This window comes from Pseudomonas sp. D2002, assembly GCF_013385735.1.
Classification (GTDB): Bacteria; Pseudomonadota; Gammaproteobacteria; order Pseudomonadales; family Pseudomonadaceae; genus Aquipseudomonas.
The window spans coordinates 173,739-191,548 of sequence record NZ_JACAPL010000005.1 but is presented as its reverse complement, the minus strand read 5'-3'; the positions used below and the strand labels follow the sequence as shown (position 1 = coordinate 191,548).

At 61.5% G+C, this 17,810-nt stretch carries 21 protein-coding genes; 13 read left to right on the top strand and 8 right to left on the bottom strand.

Features of this window, described 5'->3' with window-relative positions; translation table 11 throughout:
- Positions 1-51 precede the first annotated feature (51 nt).
- Positions 52-1,404, top strand: coding sequence for a GntP family permease (locus HX783_RS11505; RefSeq protein WP_159959300.1), 1,353 nt, complete (start codon positions 52-54; stop codon positions 1,402-1,404).
- A 412-nt stretch (positions 1,405-1,816) separates the two neighbouring features.
- A complete protein-coding gene (locus tag HX783_RS11500; protein ID WP_177016955.1) occupies positions 1,817-2,140 on the top strand; it encodes a hypothetical protein in 324 nt (107 codons plus the stop codon).
- A gap of 55 nt (positions 2,141-2,195) precedes the next feature.
- Here the strand turns inward: HX783_RS11500 and alaC are convergent, their stop codons facing one another.
- A complete protein-coding gene (alaC, locus tag HX783_RS11495) occupies positions 2,196-3,413 on the bottom strand; it encodes an alanine transaminase (protein ID WP_177016954.1) in 1,218 nt (405 codons plus the stop codon).
- A 197-nt stretch (positions 3,414-3,610) separates the two neighbouring features.
- Here alaC and HX783_RS11490 point away from each other — a divergent pair, with 197 nt between their 5' ends.
- Complete coding sequence (locus tag HX783_RS11490) at positions 3,611-4,093, top strand: GyrI-like domain-containing protein (RefSeq protein ID WP_177016953.1); 483 nt, start codon at positions 3,611-3,613, stop codon at positions 4,091-4,093.
- Between the two features lie 42 nt (positions 4,094-4,135).
- Here HX783_RS11490 and HX783_RS11485 read toward each other — a convergent pair whose 3' ends face one another.
- Both HX783_RS11485 and HX783_RS11480 read right to left on the bottom strand, forming a co-directional pair.
- On the bottom strand, positions 4,136-4,741 hold the full coding sequence (locus HX783_RS11485) for a pyridoxamine 5'-phosphate oxidase family protein (protein WP_177016952.1): 606 nt from the start codon (positions 4,739-4,741) through the stop codon (positions 4,136-4,138).
- Positions 4,742-4,761: 20 nt separating this feature from the next.
- The gene (locus HX783_RS11480; protein WP_177016951.1) at positions 4,762-5,250 is read right to left on the bottom strand and encodes a GNAT family N-acetyltransferase; all 489 of its coding nucleotides are present in this window, start codon (positions 5,248-5,250) and stop codon (positions 4,762-4,764) included.
- A gap of 147 nt (positions 5,251-5,397) precedes the next feature.
- On the opposite strand from HX783_RS11480, the gene HX783_RS11475 reads away from it, so the two are divergent.
- The 4 genes from HX783_RS11475 to HX783_RS11460 are packed head-to-tail and all read left to right on the top strand — an operon-like array spanning position 5,398 to position 7,935.
- Positions 5,398-5,817 carry a nuclear transport factor 2 family protein gene (locus tag HX783_RS11475; protein ID WP_177016950.1) on the top strand — a complete coding sequence of 140 codons (420 nt, stop codon included), beginning with the start codon at positions 5,398-5,400 and terminating at the stop codon, positions 5,815-5,817.
- Positions 5,818-5,859: 42 nt separating this feature from the next.
- Positions 5,860-6,204, top strand: a complete 345-nt coding sequence (locus HX783_RS11470; RefSeq protein ID WP_159959286.1) for a YciI family protein — start codon at positions 5,860-5,862, stop codon at positions 6,202-6,204.
- Between the two features lie 34 nt (positions 6,205-6,238).
- Positions 6,239-6,715 carry an SRPBCC family protein gene (locus HX783_RS11465; RefSeq protein ID WP_177016949.1) on the top strand — a complete coding sequence of 159 codons (477 nt, stop codon included), beginning with the start codon at positions 6,239-6,241 and terminating at the stop codon, positions 6,713-6,715.
- A complete protein-coding gene (locus HX783_RS11460; protein WP_177016948.1) occupies positions 6,712-7,935 on the top strand; it encodes an RNA polymerase sigma factor in 1,224 nt (407 codons plus the stop codon). The genes HX783_RS11465 and HX783_RS11460 overlap by 4 nt, the downstream gene beginning before the upstream one ends.
- A gap of 110 nt (positions 7,936-8,045) precedes the next feature.
- Here the strand turns inward: HX783_RS11460 and HX783_RS11455 are convergent, their stop codons facing one another.
- Positions 8,046-8,771: an SDR family oxidoreductase gene (locus HX783_RS11455; protein ID WP_177016947.1), complete on the bottom strand. Its 726-nt coding sequence runs from the start codon at positions 8,769-8,771 to the stop codon at positions 8,046-8,048.
- Between the two features lie 112 nt (positions 8,772-8,883).
- On the opposite strand from HX783_RS11455, the gene HX783_RS11450 reads away from it, so the two are divergent.
- Positions 8,884-9,726, top strand: coding sequence for a LysR family transcriptional regulator (locus tag HX783_RS11450; protein WP_177016946.1), 843 nt, complete (start codon positions 8,884-8,886; stop codon positions 9,724-9,726).
- Between the two features lie 53 nt (positions 9,727-9,779).
- Here the strand turns inward: HX783_RS11450 and HX783_RS11445 are convergent, their stop codons facing one another.
- Entirely contained in the window at positions 9,780-10,634 is an 855-nt protein-coding gene (locus tag HX783_RS11445) for a LysR family transcriptional regulator (RefSeq protein ID WP_177016945.1), read from the bottom strand.
- An 88-nt stretch (positions 10,635-10,722) separates the two neighbouring features.
- Here HX783_RS11445 and HX783_RS11440 point away from each other — a divergent pair, with 88 nt between their 5' ends.
- A complete protein-coding gene (locus tag HX783_RS11440) occupies positions 10,723-11,163 on the top strand; it encodes a multidrug/biocide efflux PACE transporter (RefSeq protein WP_177016944.1) in 441 nt (146 codons plus the stop codon).
- Here HX783_RS11440 and HX783_RS11435 read toward each other — a convergent pair.
- The gene (locus HX783_RS11435) at positions 11,150-12,055 is read right to left on the bottom strand and encodes a LysR family transcriptional regulator (protein ID WP_159959272.1); all 906 of its coding nucleotides are present in this window, start codon (positions 12,053-12,055) and stop codon (positions 11,150-11,152) included. The genes HX783_RS11440 and HX783_RS11435 overlap by 14 nt on opposite strands.
- A gap of 50 nt (positions 12,056-12,105) precedes the next feature.
- Entirely contained in the window at positions 12,106-12,864 is a 759-nt protein-coding gene (locus HX783_RS11430) for an SDR family NAD(P)-dependent oxidoreductase (protein ID WP_177016943.1), read from the bottom strand.
- Positions 12,865-12,969: 105 nt separating this feature from the next.
- On the opposite strand from HX783_RS11430, the gene HX783_RS11425 reads away from it, so the two are divergent.
- Positions 12,970-13,866: a LysR family transcriptional regulator gene (locus HX783_RS11425; RefSeq protein ID WP_177016942.1), complete on the top strand. Its 897-nt coding sequence runs from the start codon at positions 12,970-12,972 to the stop codon at positions 13,864-13,866.
- Here HX783_RS11425 and HX783_RS11420 read toward each other — a convergent pair.
- Complete coding sequence (locus HX783_RS11420) at positions 13,863-14,780, bottom strand: LysR family transcriptional regulator (RefSeq protein ID WP_159959266.1); 918 nt, start codon at positions 14,778-14,780, stop codon at positions 13,863-13,865. The two genes, HX783_RS11425 and HX783_RS11420, sit on opposite strands and share 4 nt — an antisense overlap.
- 246 nt (positions 14,781-15,026) lie before the next feature.
- Here HX783_RS11420 and HX783_RS11415 point away from each other — a divergent pair, with 246 nt between their 5' ends.
- From HX783_RS11415 to HX783_RS11405, 3 genes are read left to right on the top strand one after another with little or no spacing between them, the layout of a single operon-like run.
- Positions 15,027-15,785: a 5-oxoprolinase subunit PxpA gene (locus tag HX783_RS11415; RefSeq protein WP_159959264.1), complete on the top strand. Its 759-nt coding sequence runs from the start codon at positions 15,027-15,029 to the stop codon at positions 15,783-15,785.
- A 55-nt stretch (positions 15,786-15,840) separates the two neighbouring features.
- Positions 15,841-16,719, top strand: a complete 879-nt coding sequence (locus tag HX783_RS11410) for an allophanate hydrolase subunit 1 (protein ID WP_177016941.1) — start codon at positions 15,841-15,843, stop codon at positions 16,717-16,719.
- On the top strand, positions 16,716-17,690 hold the full coding sequence (locus tag HX783_RS11405) for a biotin-dependent carboxyltransferase family protein (protein WP_177016940.1): 975 nt from the start codon (positions 16,716-16,718) through the stop codon (positions 17,688-17,690). Before HX783_RS11410 ends, HX783_RS11405 begins: the two co-directional genes overlap by 4 nt.
- Positions 17,691-17,810 lie beyond the last annotated feature (120 nt).

Here is a 17,810-nt window from a genome sequence, read left to right as displayed (position 1 = left end):
GAAAAATTCAACACCCGCTTTAATAACAACAACAAACAGGAGAGACCCCCCATGTTTGGCATGTCCCACGAGTCCTACCTGCTGCTAGATGCAGTGGTCACTATCATCGGGCTGATCTTTTTGATCACCAAGTTCAAGGTGCACCCGTTCATTGCACTGATCATCGCGGCCGGCTTCCTCGGCCTGACCTCGGGCATGCCCGTGGACAAGATCATCAAGGCGTTTCAGGACGGCTTCGGCGGGGTGCTCGGCTTTGTCGGCATCATCCTCGCGCTGGGCACCATGCTCGGCAAGATGATGGCCGAGTCCGGCGGCGCCGATCAGATCGCGCAGACCTTGATCCGCGCCTTCGGCAAAGAGAAAGTCCAGTGGGCGATGATGTTCGCCGCGTTCCTGGTGGGCATCCCGCTGTTCTTCGAGATCGGTTTTGTACTGCTGATTCCGCTGGTATTTATCGTTGCGCGCCGCACCGGCGTGTCGCTGATCAAAATCGGCATCCCGCTGCTCGCCGGCCTGTCGGCGGTGCACGGCCTGGTGCCACCGCACCCTGGCCCGCTGCTGGCCATCGGCGTATTTGGCGCGGACATCGGCAAGACCATCCTGTACGGGCTGATCGTCGCGCTGCCGACGGCCATCATCGCCGGGCCGATTTTCGGTACGTTTATCGCCAAGTACATCCCGGGCAACCCGTCCCAGGAACTGGTCGACCAACTGGCCCGCGAGCCGGAATCCAAAGACCTGCCGAGCTTCAGCATTACCCTGATCACCGTGCTGCTGCCGGTGTTCCTGATGCTGCTCAAAACCTTCGCTGACGTCGCGTTGGCCGACGGCCATGTCATCCGCAACTGGATGGACATGATCGGTCACCCGATCACCGCGCTGCTGCTGGCGTTGCTGCTGTCGCTCTACACCTTTGGCCATCGCCAGGGCATTCACTCCAAGCAAATCCTCAAGCTGCTCGACGCCAGCCTGGCGCCAACGGCGGCGATCATCCTGATCATCGGCGCAGGCGGTGGTTTCAAGCAGATGCTGGTGACCAGTGGCGTGGGCGACGTGATCGGCCATATGGCGGTGAACGCGCAGATCAACCCGATTCTGCTGGCGTGGCTGGTGGCGGCGGTGATTCGTGTGGCCACCGGTTCTGCGACCGTGGCGACCATTACTGGCGCAGGCATTGTGGTGCCGGTGGTGGGGATGATTCCGGGGGTTAACCGTGAGCTGCTGGTATTGGCGACGGGGGCGGGCTCGCTGGTGTTGTCTCACGTCAACGATGCGGGGTTCTGGCTGGTGAAGCAGTACTTCAACATGACCGTGGTCGAGACGTTCAAGACCTGGACGGCGATGGAAACCATCCTGTCGGTGGTGGCGCTGATCTTTATCATGTTGCTGTCGTTGGTGGTCTGACAGTTGATCGTTCCCACGCTCCGCGTGGGAATGCCTCTTGTGACGCTCTGCGTCACGCTTTGGGACGCAGAGCGCCCCGTGCTGCATTCCCACGCGGAGCGTGGGAACGATCATGTGGGAGCTGGCCAGTTCTCACATTAACTCGGTTTATTCAGTGCGTAGGGTCAGGCTTTAGCGACCAGCCCATCCGGGCGAACCATTCAGCAGCAGTTTCCTGGCAAGTTCCAGCGAGACCATGGCGGCTTGCACTGCGGGAATCTTCACCCAGGCGTCCATCGACGTCTTTGGGGTCTCTACCCTATCTTGTCACTTGTCGGAACTGTCAACTTTCACAGGTAGGCGTGATGGTTTCACGCTGCTAGGTTATTTCCAGGTTGCCAGTGTCGTGGCAGCGTTCTGGAGGTATAGGGAAATGGCTGATTTCAGAGTTTTTGTTCCGGCATCAAACGGCTATTCTTATTCTCATGACAATAAACCAACAGGTCAGCACATTGTTGGAGGCGAAGGTGAACGGGGCGCTCAGGTTTCTGTTTTCAACAGTGCTGGTGTGCAAATCGGTGGCCCCTTTTTGGTAAACTGGGCTGGTCAGTGGCAAGGAAATGTGGTGATCGACCAGTCGATGATTCAGCCTCCACCCAGTAACCATCCCAACCCAGTGACGGGTACGGTGCACCTTAAGGCGGAGTACAAAGGCCCTACAGGACAAGACGAATATAAATGGAGTTTTTACGTTTGATCGGCCACCAGGCGTGATCGAAGAAACAGGGGCTAGCCAGCTAGCCCCTGGCGATTCAAACCTCGGTTTTGCGAGTTAAACCATCCGCGCGGAACATCCCGCGAATCCCGCGCACCGCCTGGCGGATCCGGTCCTGGTTCTCGATCAGCGCAAAGCGCACATGATCATCCCCATACTCACCAAAGCCAATCCCCGGCGATACACACACCTTCGCTTCCAGCAGCAGTTTCTTGGCAAATTCCAGCGAGCCCATGGCCGCATACTCCTGGGGAATCTTCGCCCAGACGTACATCGACGCCTTCGGGTTCTCGACCATCCAGCCCAGCTCATGCAGGCCCTTGACCAGCACGTTACGGCGCTGGCGATACTGCTCGGCGATGTCCTTCACACATTGCTGATCGCCTTCCAGCGCGGCAATCGCCGCCACTTGCAGCGGGGTGAAGGTGCCGTAGTCGTGGTAACTCTTGATCCGCGCCAGGGCGTTGACCAGTTCCGGGTTGCCGACCATGAAACCGATGCGCCAGCCGGCCATGTTGTAGCTCTTGGACAGGGTGAAAAACTCCACCGCAATGTCCTTGGCGCCCGGCACTTGCATGATCGACGGGGCTTTCCAGCCGTCGTAGACGATGTCGGCGTAGGCCAGGTCGTGCACCACCAGTACGTCGTACTGTTTGGCCAGGGCTATAACGCGCTCGAAGAAATCCAGCTCCACACACTGCGCGGTCGGGTTGGACGGGAAGCCCAGGATCATCATTTTCGGCTTGGGGATCGAGCCGCGAATCGCTCGTTCCAGCTCGGCGAAGAAGTCCACACCGGGAATCAGCGGTACCGAGCGCACCTGGGCGCCGGCAATCACGGCACCGTAGATGTGAATCGGGTAGCTGGGGTTGGGCACCAGCACGGTGTCGCCCTGGTCCAGGGTGGCCAGCATCAAGTGCGCCAGGCCTTCCTTGGAGCCGATGGTGACGATGGCTTCCGACTCGGGGTCGATATCCACCTCATAACGGTCTTTGTACCAGCGCGAAATCGCCCGGCGCAGACGCGGAATGCCTTTGGAGGTGGAGTAGCCGTGGGTGTCTTCACGCTGGGCGACGGTGACCATTTTTTCCACGATGTGTGGAGGCGTGGCGCCGTCAGGGTTACCCATGCTCAAGTCGATGATGTCTTCGCCGCGCCGACGCGCAGCCATCTTCAGCTCGGCAGTGATATTAAAAACGTAAGGGGGGAGTCGATCTATGCGCGCAAAGCGGCGCGGCGAACCTTGGTCTGCCATTGTTGCCTCAAGAGTACGTAAGCGCCCGGAACCGTCCGAGCGACGTCGGCCACTGCGGTGGCCTGCGGGACAGACAATACGGTCGATGATGGCCCGCTGTCCAGATGGCGCCGGAAAAATTTCTGCGTGGAGTGCGGCGTGTATATGCCCCTATACTCGATGCGGGTTTGTGCCCTCATAAGAAGGAGACTGTTCAGATGGATCAGCAGACAAAACTACCGTTGGAACCGCGCATGGAAGCCGGTAAAGCCCTGGTGATCGCAGGCGTCCAAGGGCGTTATTCGAAGGCCACTGTGGGTGATATTCCCAAGCTGTGGGAGTTGTTCGATACATGCATCAAGGACCTCAAGTCGCGTGTCGGTGGCGTGACGTATGGCGTTTGCCATAACCCCAAGCACGGCGAATTCGACTATCTGGCCGGTGCTGAAGTGCCAACCAAAAGCGACGTGCCGAGCAACTTCGAGTTTGTCGAAATTCCACCGCTCAACTACGCCGTGTTCCGGCATGACGGGCCGGTGCAGGCACTTGAGCAAACATACGAGCGCATCATGTTCGAATGGCTGCCGCACTCGGGCTATAAAGTGATGGGGGCGGACTTCGAGCGTTACAGTGCCGATTTTGATGTACGCAAGGGCACGGGCACCGTGGAAATCTGGTTGCCGGTTGGCGAAAGAGGCTGACTGCGGCCCTGCCGGAGCCGGTACGCCGGCCCCGGCAGTGGATCAATACAACGTGCTTCTGACCCGCTCCGGCATCTCCCGGTCATACGTTTCGGCGTCAAATTGCCCGTCATTGAGCCGCTTGTGAAATGCCCCGGCCGACGGCAATGCCGAGCGGTCCAGGTGTTTCTCGGGGTTCCAGCAGTCCGAGCGCACAAACGCTTTGGAACAGTGGAAATACGCCGCCTCCACCTGCACCAGAATCACTGACTTCGCAGGTTTGCCATTCACCGCAAAACTCTCCAACAGCTCGGGCTCGATGGAAATCTGCGCCCGGCCATTCACGCGCAACGTTTCGCCGATGCCCGGGATGATGAACAGCAACGCAATCCGCGGGTCCTGCAGCAGATTACGCAAGGTATCGAGACGGTTATTGCCCGGCCGATCGGGAATCGCCAACGTGCGCTCATCCACAATCCGCACAAACCCCGGCACATCGCCACGCGGCGAACCGTCGATGCCATCCGCCCCGGATGAGCTCACCACCACCAACGGCGATGCGCGCACCATGGCCTGGTAATCCTCGTTGAGAAACGCAATTTCCTTGCGCACCGCCCGCTCGTGGGGGAGGCCGTAGAGGGTTTCGAGTTGTTCGAGGGTTGTCAGCATATTCGCCAGCTCCTTATCGTTCAAAATACTAACGCCAACCGGCGCTCATACCCAACCCGTCCCCGATATGCCTCCCCACTGTCGACCCACCCGGCCGCCAGATACAGCCCCATCGCCGCCACATTGTCGGCGTCCACCGACAACTCCAGCCCCTTGATCTGCGGCCAGGCCAGCAGGGCCGCCGCCGGCAGTGCGTGTAAGCAGGCTTTGCCGAAACCGCGCCCTTGCTGGGTGCGGTCCACTTGCAGCGCATGCAGCGTGGCGCTGTGTTCATCGGCCCAGTGAGGCAGGCACGGCGGGCGTTTAAGCAGCAGGAAGGCCACGGGCCGGTCGTCGGCGAGCAGGGCAAAGCCTTTGATCGCGCCGGGGTTGGGGTTGACCAGCAGGCTGTTCAGCGCGCAGTAGATATCGCCGGAGTACGCCAGTTGCTCGGGATGCACTTGCAGGGTGTCGAGCTGCTGTTTTTGCACAAGGCTCAGCGTCTCATAGGGGACGAGGCGGGTTTCCATCGGGGGCGCATCCGAAATCCTACAAAGAGGCGTGGATTCTAGCGGGTTTGCGCGTGGCGAAATTATTTTTCAGCGGGGTGTCGATTGAGCCAAGCGTCATTCGACTAAGGGTGTCCTTCGTGATTTTCAACCCCCAGGAGTATCGCCATGAGCACTGCAATCACCACCTTGATCGAGCAATGGAAGCAGGCCGTGCTGGCCCGTGATATCGACAGCATTGTCAGCTTTTACGCCGACGATATCGTCTCGTTCGACGCCGTTACCGCGCTGCAATTCAAGGGCAAGGCCGCCTACCGCGCCCATTGGGAGGCGTGCATGAAGCACTGCCCCGGCCCCGGCATCTTCGAGTTTCATGAACTGCACATTGTAGAGGCCCAAGACAGCGCGTTTGCCCATTGGCTGGCCCATTGCGGCGGTGCCGGGCCGGATGGCGAAGTGAAGGCGTGCTGGATGCGGGTGACCGCCGGTTACCAACGGATCAACGGCCAATGGCGCGTGGTGCATGAGCACTGGTCGGCGCCTTTCGATATGGAAAGCGGCACGGCGCTGTTCGACCTGAAACCCTGACCGCCACGAACTATAGTCAGTAGTCCGAAAACGGAGACGCACATGAAATACCTCTGCCTGATCTACAGCAACGAACAGGTGCTGCACACCTCGCCCGACAGCCCGGCAGACCCGGAGTGTTTCGCCTACGCCGAGGCGATCCAGGCCAGCGGGCGCATGCTCGCCGCCGAGCCGCTGGAGTCGGTGAGTAGCGCCACCACCGTGCGCATGCGCAATGGCAAGTTATCGATCACCGACGGGCCATTCGCCGAAACCAAGGAGCAGCTCGCCGGGTTTTATCTGATCGAGGCCAAGGACTTGAACGAAGCGATCCAGGTGGCCGGTGGCATTCCGGCAGCCAGGGTCGGCAGCGTGGAAGTACGCCCTGTGCGTGAATTGAATCTCTGAACACAACAATCAAAAGACTCAGGAGGTTTACCCCATGACCACCCAACCCGCTGAATTTGAACTGTCCATCAGCCGCTTGATCGACGCCCCGCGCAACCGCGTGTTTCGCGCCTGGACCGAGCCCGCCTTGCTGCAGCAATGGTGGGGCCCACACGGCATGACCACGCCCGAATGCGAAATGAACCTGTGGGTCGGCGGCCTGTTTCGCACCCTGATGCGCGCGCCGGACGGCACCGAATACCCGACCCAAGGGGTGTTCCTGGAAATCCAGGCGCCGAGCCGGCTGGTGTTTACCGACGCCTACGCGCCGGGCTGGATCCCGTCGGGCAAGCCGTTCATGACCGCCGAAGTAACCTTCGAAGACGTCGACGGCAAAACCCTCTACACCGCCCGCGCCATGCACTGGAGCGAAGCCGACAAGCAGGCCCACGAAGCCATGGGCTTCCATGATGGCTGGGGCCAAAGCCTGGACCGCCTGGTGACGCTGGTGACCCAAGGCATGCGCGATTGACGCCTCAGATCGAGGCCATTTACCGCAGCGAATCACGCCGCGTACTCGCTACGCTGATCCGCCTGCTGGGTGATTTCGACCTCGCCGAAGAAGCCTTGCACGAGGCGTTCTTCGTCGCGGTCGAGCGCTGGCAGCAGGACGGCGTGCCGAGTAATCCACGTGCCTGGTTGGTGTCGACCGGCCGTTTCAAAGCCATCGACCGCCTGCGCCGCCAGGCCCGGTTTACCCCGTTGTTGCAGGAACAGGCGGACGCGCTGGAAGCGGCTGACTGGAGTGAGAACGACGTGGAAGACGACCGCCTGCGCCTGATCTTTACCTGCTGCCACCCGGCATTGGCGCCCGATGCCCAGGCGGCGCTGACCTTGCGTGAGATCTGCGACCTCACCACCGAAGAAATCGCCCGCGCGTTTCTGGCCACGCCCACCACCATCGCTCAACGCATCGTGCGCGCCAAAGGCAAAATCCGTGAAGCGAAAATTCCCTATCAGGTGCCGTCCCTGGACGAACTGCCCGAGCGGCTCGACAGCGTGTTGCGTGTGGTTTACCTGGTGTTCAACGAGGGCTACTCGGCGTCGATGGGCGCAGGCCTCACCCGCGAGGAGTTGACCCGCGAAGCCATTCGCCTGGGCCGCCTGCTGCTGGAGTTGCTGCCGGAGCCTGAAGTCGCGGGCTTGCTGGCGTTGATGCTGCTGCACGAGTCGCGCCGAGCGGCGCGGAGTACGGACAAAGGCGAGTTGGTGCTGCTGGATGAACAGGACCGCAGGCTGTGGGACGCCGCCTTGATCGCTGAAGGCTGTGCGCTGGTGGAGCAGGCACTGAGAACCCGGCGGTTTGGGCCGTATTGCCTGCAAGCCGCGATTGCGGCGGTGCATGCCGAGGCGCCCAGCGCAGGCGAGACGGATTGGCTGCAGATTGTCGGGCTCTATGACGTATTGCTCAGGCAGGTGCCATCGCCGGTGATCGAGCTGAACCGCGCGGTGGCCGTGGCGATGCGCGATGGGCCGTTGGCAGGTTTGCAGTTGGTTGAGGGGATTGTGTCGCGAGGAGAATTGCTGGATTACCACTTGGCGCATTCGGCGCGCGGGGAGTTTTGTCGGCAGTTGGGGCGAATCGATGAGGCCGAGGCGGCCTACGAAAAGGCTCTGTCGCTGACCCAACAAACCCCAGAAAAAAGCTTCCTAAAGCGGCGCCTGGCAGAACTCAAATCCTACAAACAGTGAAGATCAAACTGTGGGAGCTGGCTTGCCTGCGATGCAGACACCTCGGTGTATCAGTGGGACCTGGTCGATGCCATCGCAGGCAAGCCAGCTCCCACATTCAGTTTTTCAGGTTATGGCTGCTGACGCGTCGCCGCCAACACAATCTCGCGAATGCACACATGCTGCGGCTGCTGATACGCATAGGCAATCGCCGAAGCCACATCATCGGCACTCAACACCGTACCGCCCATGTCCTGTTTCCAGGCCTGGTAACCGCTCTTGATCGCCTCATCCGTGGTGTGGCTGAGCAACTCGGTCTCCACCGCGCCCGGCGCAATGGTGATCACCCGCACATTGCTCGGCGACAGTTCCTCACGCAGATTCTCCGAAATCCCATGCACCGCGAACTTGGTGCCGACATACGCCACATGATTCGGGAAGGTCTTGCGCCCAGCCACCGAACTCACGTTGATGATCGTGCCGCCCTTGCGCGCGACCATGCTGCCGGCCACCGCGTGAATACCGTTGAGCAGGCCTTTGACGTTAACGTCGAGCATCTGCTCCCATTGCTCGGGGGCTTGCTCGCTGACGGCGCCCAGCAACATCACGCCGGCATTGTTGATCAGCGCATCGGCGGGGCCGAATTGGGCTTCGGCTTCCTTCACAGCGGCGACCAATGCCGCGCGGTCGGTGATGTCCACGCCCCGGTTCAAGGTGTTGGGCAGGGCCAGATCGTTCAGGCGATCAATACGCCGCGCCAACAACAGCAGCGGATGCCCTGCAGCTGACAACAGGCGCGCGGTGGCTTCGCCAATGCCGGAACTGGCGCCGGTGATGATGATCAGTGGCTTGCTCATAAATGCACTCCTGGAATAAGAAAAACCGATAACTTAAAGCGTGGGCGCAGTATATTTACCCGCCCTGAGGCTGAAAAATGCCTTGTTTCTCTGTCTGCCATCGGATAAAGCTATGGATGTGCGTCACCTCAAGGCGTTTCTCGCGGTGTTCGAAGAGCGCAACATCACCGCCGCCGCCCAGCGTCTGTTTATCAGCCAGCCGACCTTGTCAGTCACCATCAAGCAGCTGGAAGATGAACTCGGCGTGGCGCTGTTTGTGCGTCAGCCGCGCGGCGTGGACGTCAGCGCCGAGGCGCGCGTGCTGTACCCGCAGGCGCGGCGCATGGTCGCTGAAGCGGACGCATTGAGCGGTTTATTTCGCGGACGCGAAAATCGCATTGCCCTGGAATTGGGTGTGGAAGGCGATATTGCCGACAGCCAGATCGAAACCTTCCTGCGCATGGCGCACCAAGGTCTGCCGGGTTTGCTGCTGACCTTGCAGGAAGGCTGCGAAGGCGACGCGCGCCTGGCAGTGGAAGAAATGTGCTGTGAGGACGAGTTGTTCCTGCCGCTTTGGGAAGAGTCCTACGTAATGGCGTTGCCCAAAGCGCACCCGATGGCGCAGGCCGGCAAAGAGCAGGCGTGGGCGCCGATTGAAGACTGGATCACTTGCCCGCAGCACGATTCCCACCAGCGCTTGATGGCGCTGTATGGCCGCTCGCCGCAAGCGGTGACCGGGCACGCCGGTTCATTGACCCAGGCGTTGCACATGGTCGCGGCGGGTGTGGGCGTGGCGATGTTGCCGCAGTCGATGGCCGCCGAGCGGGCCGGGGTGGTGATTCGCGAATGGCACCTGCCGGCACCGACGCGCCGGGTGGGGTTGTGCTTCGCCGCGCAGGCGTTGGAGCTGCCCGCACTGCGTGCCTTGCATGAATATTTCCAGAACAATCGGCCGCCACAGCTCTCTGCGGCGTGACCCAAATCTCCTGTTCGAAGCAGTTCCAATGGATCTCTATCGCCTGCAAGTAATCACTCCAACATCTGCCCCAACATCCAACTCCCCGCTGGCCCCGGCGGGTGCTGGCGTGACCACAGCGCATCCACCGCCACCGAACGCGGCCAACTGCGCACATTGAGTTCCACCAGCCCGGCATTCCCAAAGCGCTCCACCAACCAGCGCGGCAACGCCGCCCAGCCGAAACCGAGCTGGGCCATTTCCATCAGCATCAGAAAACTCGGCGCCGACCACACACGGCCGCTCGGGCGGGTTTCGTTGGGGTTGATGATGCTGGCCAGGCGCAGTTCGCGGTGTTGCTGCAAGGCCTGCGGGTCAAGGTTTTGCACGTTGGCCAAAGGGTGAGTGGGCGCCACGAACACGGCGATTTCCGTACGCTCCGCCACCGGCGCGCGGGTCAGGTCGGGCGGGTAAACCTCCTGGGCTTCGATCAAGGCAATCTGCGCGCGGCCACTTTGCACCAGGGCGATCAGGTCTTCGCATTCGGCGATCAGCCATTCTAGCTCCAGGTCCGGGTAGCGTTGTTCAAACGCTTTAAGCGCGAGCTCGAAACGCTCCGACTGATACGTATCGGACATGGCGATACTCAACTTCGGCTCCAAACCCTGTGCCAACTGGCTCGCCGCCAACTCCAGGCGGCTGCTGGCCTCCAACACCTGCTCGGCCCGTTGCAACAACACATGGCCGGCGGGCGTGAGCGTTGGCTTGCGGCTGCTGCGATCAAACAGCACCACATCCAGGTCAATCTCCAAACTCGCCACCGCCGCGCTGACGGTGGACTGGCTCTTGCCCAACTTGCGCGCCGCCGCAGAAAACGAGCCCTGGGTAGCCGCCTGGACAAACGCCTGCAGCACTTCATTAGAGGCCATGTCTATCGCCTTGATCGATGGTTATTAGTTATGAAGTATCGAGTCAAAGGGTAATGATGGCAACCATCGTCACTCACGGAGCCGGGTTATGAACCCTACCAAGTCGATTACTGAACGTGTTTGCCAAGCCATTGGTTTTGAGGGTTTGGCGCTGTTGATCTGCACCCCGTTGCTGGCGTGGATCATGGATAAACCCGCCCTGGAAATGGGCATGGTCACCCTGGCGATCAGCCTGATGGCGCTGACCTGGAACGTGATTTTCAACGGCCTGTTCGACCGCCTGAAAGCACGCTGGCAGCTCGCCAATAACGGCTGGACCCGTGTACTGCACGCGTTGCTGTTCGAAGGTGGCCTGATTTTGGTGTGCGTGCCGTTGATCGCCGCGTGGCTGAATATCAGCCTGATGCAGGCGTTTATTCTCGACATCGGCGTGTTGCTGTTCTTCCTGCCGTACACCTACGTGTATCACTGGGGCTACGACGTGCTGCGCGAGAAAATTGTGCAGCAGCGTGTAGCTAGCCAAGTTTGAGCGAGGCCACAAAGTCCAGAAACGCCCGCACCTTGGCGGCGGGCAAATGCCGCGAAGGGTAATAGGCGTACAACGGAAAACGCTCGTCCGGCCAGTCAGGAAACAGGTCCACCAGGCTGCCGGCCTTGAGTGCCGGCGCCAGGCCCAAATCGAGCATTTGCGCCACAGCGTGCCCGTGTTCACACACGCTGTATAAGGTGCTGGCGTCGTTGACCACCAAGCGGCCATTGGTGCGCACGATCACGTGTTCGCCGTTGCGGTGGAACTCCCAGGCAAACGGGCGCCCGGTCTGCGAGTCGCGAAAGTCCAGGCACATATGCCCGGTCTCCAGGTCCTGCGGAATGGCCGGTCGGCCGTATTGTTCCAGGTAAGCGGGGGAGGCCAGGGTGAGTACGCGCACTTCCATCAGCTTGCGCGCGATCAGCGAGGAGGACTGGGGGATGCCGAAGCGAATCGCCAGGTCAAAACCGTCGGCCACCAAGTCGCCGAGTTGGTCACGGGTATGCAGGTCCAACTGCAATTGCGGGTAGCGGCGCATGAAATCGCCGAGCACCGGGCCCAATACCAGGCGCGAGAAGTACGGGTCGATATTCACCCGCAAGCGCCCACGCACGGTCAATGCACTGTCGGCGGCGGAGCTGGCGGCCTCTTCGAGACCGGCCAGCAGCGGGGCGATTTGCTGGTAGAACCGGCGGCCTTCGTCGGTCAATTGCACCGAGCGCGTGGTGCGGTCGAACAGGCGAATGCCCAGGCGTTTTTCCAAACGTGAAATCGCCCGGCTGACCCCGGAAGGCGTCATCTCCAGGCTGTCGGCGGCGCGGGCAAAACTGCCGCTGTCGACCACGGCCGCCAATACGCCCATGCCGCCGGCCAAACCTGGATCAAAACTCATCGGTGCTTGCCTGTCAGTGATCTGTAGGCATTAATGCTAGCGCAGAATGCCTACAGAAACATGCCGCCCGAGGCTTCGATGCGCTGCCCGGTGATCCAGTTGCTGCCATCGGCCAGCAAGGTCGAAATCGCCCCGCCAATATCGTCCGGCAAACCGGCGCGGCCCAGCGCGGTGTTGTTGGCGACCATCGCATTGACTGCCGGGTTATCGCGTACCGCACCGCCGCTGAAGTCGGTGGCAATCGCGCCCGGTGCCAGGGTGTTTACGGTAATCCCGCGTGGGCCAAGCTCCTTGGCCTGATAGCGCGACAGCACTTCCACCGCACCCTTCATCGACGCATACGCCGCATACCCTGGCAGGCTGAACCGCGCCAAACCGCTGGAAATATTGATGATGCGCCCGCCATCGCTGATCAGCGGCAGCAATTTTTGCGTGAGGAAAAACGGCGCCTTGAAGTGGATCGCCACCAACCGGTCGAACTGCTCTTCAGTGGTTTCGGCGAAGCTGGCATGCGCTCCGATACCGGCGTTATTGATCAGAAAGTTGAAGTGATCCTGTGCGAAAACATTCTTGAGTACGGTGGCGATTTCACCGACGAAATCATTGAACGTGCCGCTCTGGCTGACATCCAGTTGCAGCATGGCGGCGCGGCCACCCAGGGCTTGAATCTGTTCCACCACCGCTTGGGCCTCGGCCGCTGCGCTGTGATAAGTGCCAATGATGTCGACGCCTTGTGCTGCCAGGTGCAGCGCGGCGCTTTTGCCCAGGCCGCGGCTGGCGCCGGTGATGAGTGCGATTTTACGGGTCATGGTGCAGTCCTCTGAGGTGATCGTGGGACTGAGTGTATTTGTCCGTGGATAACGTGATAAACAGGGTGATATCGGAATCACTGGCCGGATAAGGCGAACAATCCCATGAACAAGCTTGAGCTGTTGCGCACCTTCGTGCGGGTCACCGAACTGTCGAGTTTTACCCAGGCGGGCGAGAGCCTGGGCTTGCCGCGCTCCACCGTGTCCGAGCATGTGCAGGCGCTCGAAGAGCTGCTCGGTGCGCGCTTGTTGCAGCGCACCACGCGCAAAGTGCAAGCCACCCAGGACGGGCGCGTGCTGTATGAGCGCAGCAAGGATTTGCTCGCGCACATGGAGGAACTTGAAGGCCTGTTTCGCCAGGATGAAGCGCAGCTCAGCGGGCGTATTCGCGTGGATATGCCCAACGTCATGGCGCGGGATTTGATCCTGCCGCGCCTGCCCGACTTCCTGCACGCGCACCCGTTGATCGAGCTGGAAATCAGCACCACCGACCGTCAGGTCGACCTGCTCGCCGAAGGTTTCGACTGCGTGTTGCGCGTGGGCGCGCAGCCCGACCAGACCGTGGTGGCACGCCTGCTGTGCAGCCTGCCGATGCTCAACTGTGTCAGCGCCGGTTATGTTCAGCGTTATGGCGTGCCCGACACCTTAGCCGACCTGGCGCATCACCAATTGGTGCATTACGTGCGGCCCCTGGGCTCACGCTCAGCGGGGTTCGAATACCAGCAGGGCAACAAGGTGCACCGCGTGCCGATGGCCGGGCGCATCACGGTCAACAGCACCGACGCGTATAAATCCGCGTGCCTGGGCGGCTTCGGTATCACGCAAGTGCCGGCCTTGGGGATTCGCGATTTACTCGACAGCGGTGAACTGGTGGCCGTGCTGCCCGATTACCCCGCACCGGCGCTGGACGTGTCGCTGCTCTACGCCGGGCAACGGCATCTGCCACAACGGGTGCGGGTGTTTATGGATTGGCTGGCCGCCACGCTGCAAGCGCAGCTCTAGCGCCGCGCCGACAACTGCTGCGGCGCCAGGAAGGCGTCGTGGAAGTAATCCCGAAACGCCTGCATCGCCGGGGTGAACGCGCGCTCGCGGTGCCAGGCCAGGCCGACGCTCATGGGCGTGACCGGGTCGGTCACGGTCAGCGTCTCGATGCGTTTGCCTTCCAGCGACCACGGCCGGTGCACCAGGTCCGACAGAATCGCCACGCCGCTGCCATTGGCAACCATGCTGCGCACCGCTTCCACCGAACTGGTGCGCAGCCGCACCTTGGGCGTTTGCCCGGCCTGTTCCCAGTAGCGCATGGCGCTGTGTTCGGCCTCGTCGACGGTGAGCAGGATGTAAGGCTCTTGCGCCACGTCGGCCAGGCTTACCGCACCGCGTTCGCATAAAGGGTGGTGGCTGGGCAGCCACAGCCGGCGCTCCGAATTGAACAGGATTTCGGAGACGATATCCGCGTGAGTGAGGTTGGCGGTGAGCACCACGGCCATGTCGAATTGACCGTCGAGCAGGCCGTGTTCGATGGCCTGGCGCTCCTGTTCGAAGACCTCGATGGTCACGTCCGGGTGCCAGTGTTCCATGCGTTGCAGGTGATGCGGCAGGAAGTAACCGAGTACCGTGTAACTGGCCGCCACCCGCAGCACGCCGCTGGCGCGGTAATCCGGCAGCGGGCTGTTCAGCGCGTCGTCCACGCTGCGCGCGATCACATAGGCGCGGTTGAGAAAATGCCGCCCGGCGTCGGTGAGGTTCATGCCTTGGGCCGAACGCACGAACAGCTGCACGCCGAGCATGGCTTCCAGTTCCTTGATCGCGGTGGTCACCGCCGACTGGGAGATGTTCAGGTGAATCGCCGCCTGGGAAATCTGGCCGATTTCGGCGGTGGCGACGAAGTAGCGGATTTGGCGAAGGGTCAGGGACATGGCTTTATCCGATCGTTTCCACGCTCCGCGTGGGCATGCAGGCAGGGACGCTCCGTGTCCGCGTTTAAAATCGTGACGCGGAGCGTCACAGGAGGCGTAACCACGCGGAGCGTGGGTACGATCTGCGTGTATCTGTTTTTCAGAAGATATCTGTTTTTCAGAAGATACCCTATCTGATAATAGATCTTCCCAAGGGGTCAAGCGCCAGCCTACTTTCAGCCATCACCTTTTGGCGGAGCAGCCCCGATGCAGGCAGTGGATTTCAACTCAGACATGGGCGAAGGCTTTGGCCCCTGGACCATCGGCGATGGCGTCGACGCGGAACTGATGGCGTATATCAGCTCGGCCAACATCGCCACCGGCTTCCACGCCGGCGACCCCGGCACCATGCGCCGCACCGTCGCGCGTGCCAAGCAACTCGGTGTGGCCATCGGCGCGCACCCGGGTTTTCGTGACCTGGTGGGGTTTGGCCGTCGGCATATCAACGCACCGGCCCAGGAGCTGGTGGACGACATGCTCTATCAGCTCGGCGCCCTGCGCGAAATCGCCCGCGCCCAAGGCGTGACCCTGCAACATATCAAGCCCCACGGCGCGCTCTACATGCATTTGGCCCGCGACGAAGAAGCCGCGCGGCTGCTGGTGCAAAACCTGCAAATCATTGAGCCGACGCTGTTGCTGTACTGCATGCCTAACTCGGTGATCTGGCGCGTCGCCAACGAGCTCGGGCAGCCGGTAGTGCGCGAGTTTTACGCCGACCGTGAGTACGATCTGAGCGGCTCCATCGTGTTTACCCGCAATGTGCGCGCGCTGGACCCTGCAACGGTTGCGGCGCGGGTCCTGCGTGCGTGTCAGACCGGTCGTGTACGCACCGTCGAAGGCGAAGACCTGCTGATCGAATTCGACTCCATTTGCCTGCACAGCGACACGCCTGGCGCCCTGGAATTGGTAGAGGCAACCCGCGAAGCCCTGGACCAGGCGGGCATTGAAGTCAGAACCCCCCAATAAGATCGAACCATTACTTTTTGCCTGCCTTTCTACAATGATTCCAAGAGGAACAGACATGGCTGAAACGTCCCCCATCCGCTACAGCTTCGGCGGTGATGAACACCTGTTTGCCGAGGTCAGCGACAGCATGTCCCTGCAGGCTTTTTTCAAAGGCATGGCGGTGACCCGCGCCGTGGAGCGCCTGGCGCTGGAAGGCGTGCTGGATGTGTGCCTGGCCAATGCGTCGTTCCAGATTCGCTTCGACCCCGACCGCATTGCGCCGCATGTGCTGCTCGACGCGGTGCAAAGCGCCGAAGCCCAGGCCGTGGCCGAACGCACGTTGCACACGCGCATCATCGAAATCCCGGTGCTCTACAACGACCCGTGGACCCATGAAACCCTGATGCGTTTTCGCGACCGCCATCAAGACCCCAGCGGCACTGACCTGGAATACGCCGCACGCATCAACGGCCTGGCCGATGTGGACGCGTTTATCGCCGCCCACAGTGGCGCGCCGTGGTTTGTGTCGATGGTCGGCTTTGTCGCGGGCCTGCCGTTCATGTTCCAGATGGTCGAGCGCGAACGGCAATTGCAGGTGCCCAAGTACCTGCGCCCGCGCACCGACACGCCGAAATTGACCCTCGGCCATGGCGGCTGTTTCGGCTGCATCTACTCGGTACGTGGCGCCGGTGGTTACCAGATGTTCGGCGTGACCCCGGCGCCGATCTACGACCCGGCGCAGCAGTTGGCGTACCTCAAGGAGCATATGGTGTTCTTTCGCCCTGGCGACATTGTGCAGTTCAAGCCTATCGACCGCGACGCCTATGACGTGGCAGTGGCCGAGGTGGACGCCGGGCGTTTTGACCTGCGTATCCGCCCGGTGGAATTTTCCCTAGACGCCTTTCTCGCCGACCCCGTTGGCTACCCGAAAACCCTGCAGGAGGCGCTGGCATGATCAAGGTGCTCAAACCCGGCCTCGCCACCTCCGTGCAGGACCTTGGCCGCGAAGGTTATTACCACTTGGGTATTCCGCCCTCGGGCGCGCTGGACCAGTACGCGTTAAGCGCGGCCAACCATCTGGTGGGCAACCCGCTCGGCGCAGCGGGGTTGGAATGCACGCTGATCGGCCCCGAATTGTTGTTTCAACACGACGCCCTGGTGGCACTCAGCGGTGCGCTGATGTCGCCGCGCCTGGACGGTGAAGTGGTGCACCAGGACACCGCCTTCCAGGTGCGCGCCGGGCAAGTGCTGCGCTTTGAATTTCCCAAGGCGGGCGCGCGTACGTACCTGGCGGTGGCGGGCGGCATTGATGTGCCGCTGGTGCTTGGTAGCCGCTCGACTTACACCCCCGGCGCGCTGGGTGGGTTTCAAGGGCGGCGTTTGCAGGAAGGCGATGAACTGCCGATTGGCGAGGCCAGTGGCCAGGGCCGTGCGGGCAACAGTTTGCCGATGGCACTGCGCCGTTCGGTCGGCGGCGATGTGACCTTGCGCGTCGTGCCGGGGCTGTATTACGACCGGCTGACGGACGGCGCAAAAAGCAGCTTTTTCGCCGAGCCGTGGACGGTGGGTTCCGAGGCGGATCGCATCGGCTATCGCTTCAAGGGCGGCAGCGCGCTGAGCTTTCAGCCGCGCGAGCAGCCGTTTGGCGCGGGGTCGGACCCGTCGAACATCGTCGACAGTTGCTACCCGATTGGCTCGATCCAAGTGCCGGCGGGGTTGGAGCCGATTGTGCTGCACCGGGATGCGGTGTCGGGCGGTGGCTACGCGATGATCGGCACGGTGATCAGTGCGGACCTGGATTTGATTGGGCAGATGCAGCCGAATCAAAGGGCGGGGTTTGTGGCGGTGACGCTGGAGGAAGCGTTGGAGGCGCGGCGGGTTTACAAGAAGCGGCTGAAAGCCATGGCTGGCCTCTTTACTTCCTGACACACCCTAAAACCCCTGTGATGATCGTTCCCACGCTCTGCGTGGGAATGCCTCTGGTGATGCTCTGCGTCACGCTTTGGGACGCGGAGCGTCCTGGGCTGCGTTCCCACGCGGAGCGTG

What these genes read in the sequence shown, in the direction of transcription:
- HX783_RS11410 (WP_177016941.1), top strand. Translation starts at nt 15,841, where the DNA reads ATGGCTGAAACGTCCCCCATCCGCTACAGCTTCGGCGGTGATGAACAC.
- HX783_RS11455 (WP_177016947.1), bottom strand. Translation starts at nt 8,771, where the DNA reads ATGAGCAAGCCACTGATCATCATCACCGGCGCCAGTTCCGGCATTGGC.
- HX783_RS11405 (WP_177016940.1), top strand. Translation starts at nt 16,716, where the DNA reads ATGATCAAGGTGCTCAAACCCGGCCTCGCCACCTCCGTGCAGGACCTT.
- HX783_RS11480 (WP_177016951.1), bottom strand. Translation starts at nt 5,250, where the DNA reads ATGGAAACCCGCCTCGTCCCCTATGAGACGCTGAGCCTTGTGCAAAAA.
- HX783_RS11440 (WP_177016944.1), top strand. Translation starts at nt 10,723, where the DNA reads ATGAACCCTACCAAGTCGATTACTGAACGTGTTTGCCAAGCCATTGGT.
- HX783_RS11435 (WP_159959272.1), bottom strand. Translation starts at nt 12,055, where the DNA reads ATGAGTTTTGATCCAGGTTTGGCCGGCGGCATGGGCGTATTGGCGGCC.
- HX783_RS11505 (WP_159959300.1), top strand. Translation starts at nt 52, where the DNA reads ATGTTTGGCATGTCCCACGAGTCCTACCTGCTGCTAGATGCAGTGGTC.
- HX783_RS11500 (WP_177016955.1), top strand. Translation starts at nt 1,817, where the DNA reads ATGGCTGATTTCAGAGTTTTTGTTCCGGCATCAAACGGCTATTCTTAT.
- HX783_RS11485 (WP_177016952.1), bottom strand. Translation starts at nt 4,741, where the DNA reads ATGCTGACAACCCTCGAACAACTCGAAACCCTCTACGGCCTCCCCCAC.
- alaC (WP_177016954.1), bottom strand. Translation starts at nt 3,413, where the DNA reads ATGGCAGACCAAGGTTCGCCGCGCCGCTTTGCGCGCATAGATCGACTC.
- HX783_RS11425 (WP_177016942.1), top strand. Translation starts at nt 12,970, where the DNA reads ATGAACAAGCTTGAGCTGTTGCGCACCTTCGTGCGGGTCACCGAACTG.
- HX783_RS11430 (WP_177016943.1), bottom strand. Translation starts at nt 12,864, where the DNA reads ATGACCCGTAAAATCGCACTCATCACCGGCGCCAGCCGCGGCCTGGGC.
- HX783_RS11415 (WP_159959264.1), top strand. Translation starts at nt 15,027, where the DNA reads ATGCAGGCAGTGGATTTCAACTCAGACATGGGCGAAGGCTTTGGCCCC.
- HX783_RS11490 (WP_177016953.1), top strand. Translation starts at nt 3,611, where the DNA reads ATGGATCAGCAGACAAAACTACCGTTGGAACCGCGCATGGAAGCCGGT.
- HX783_RS11465 (WP_177016949.1), top strand. Translation starts at nt 6,239, where the DNA reads ATGACCACCCAACCCGCTGAATTTGAACTGTCCATCAGCCGCTTGATC.
- HX783_RS11450 (WP_177016946.1), top strand. Translation starts at nt 8,884, where the DNA reads ATGGATGTGCGTCACCTCAAGGCGTTTCTCGCGGTGTTCGAAGAGCGC.
- HX783_RS11470 (WP_159959286.1), top strand. Translation starts at nt 5,860, where the DNA reads ATGAAATACCTCTGCCTGATCTACAGCAACGAACAGGTGCTGCACACC.
- HX783_RS11420 (WP_159959266.1), bottom strand. Translation starts at nt 14,780, where the DNA reads ATGTCCCTGACCCTTCGCCAAATCCGCTACTTCGTCGCCACCGCCGAA.
- HX783_RS11445 (WP_177016945.1), bottom strand. Translation starts at nt 10,634, where the DNA reads ATGGCCTCTAATGAAGTGCTGCAGGCGTTTGTCCAGGCGGCTACCCAG.
- HX783_RS11475 (WP_177016950.1), top strand. Translation starts at nt 5,398, where the DNA reads ATGAGCACTGCAATCACCACCTTGATCGAGCAATGGAAGCAGGCCGTG.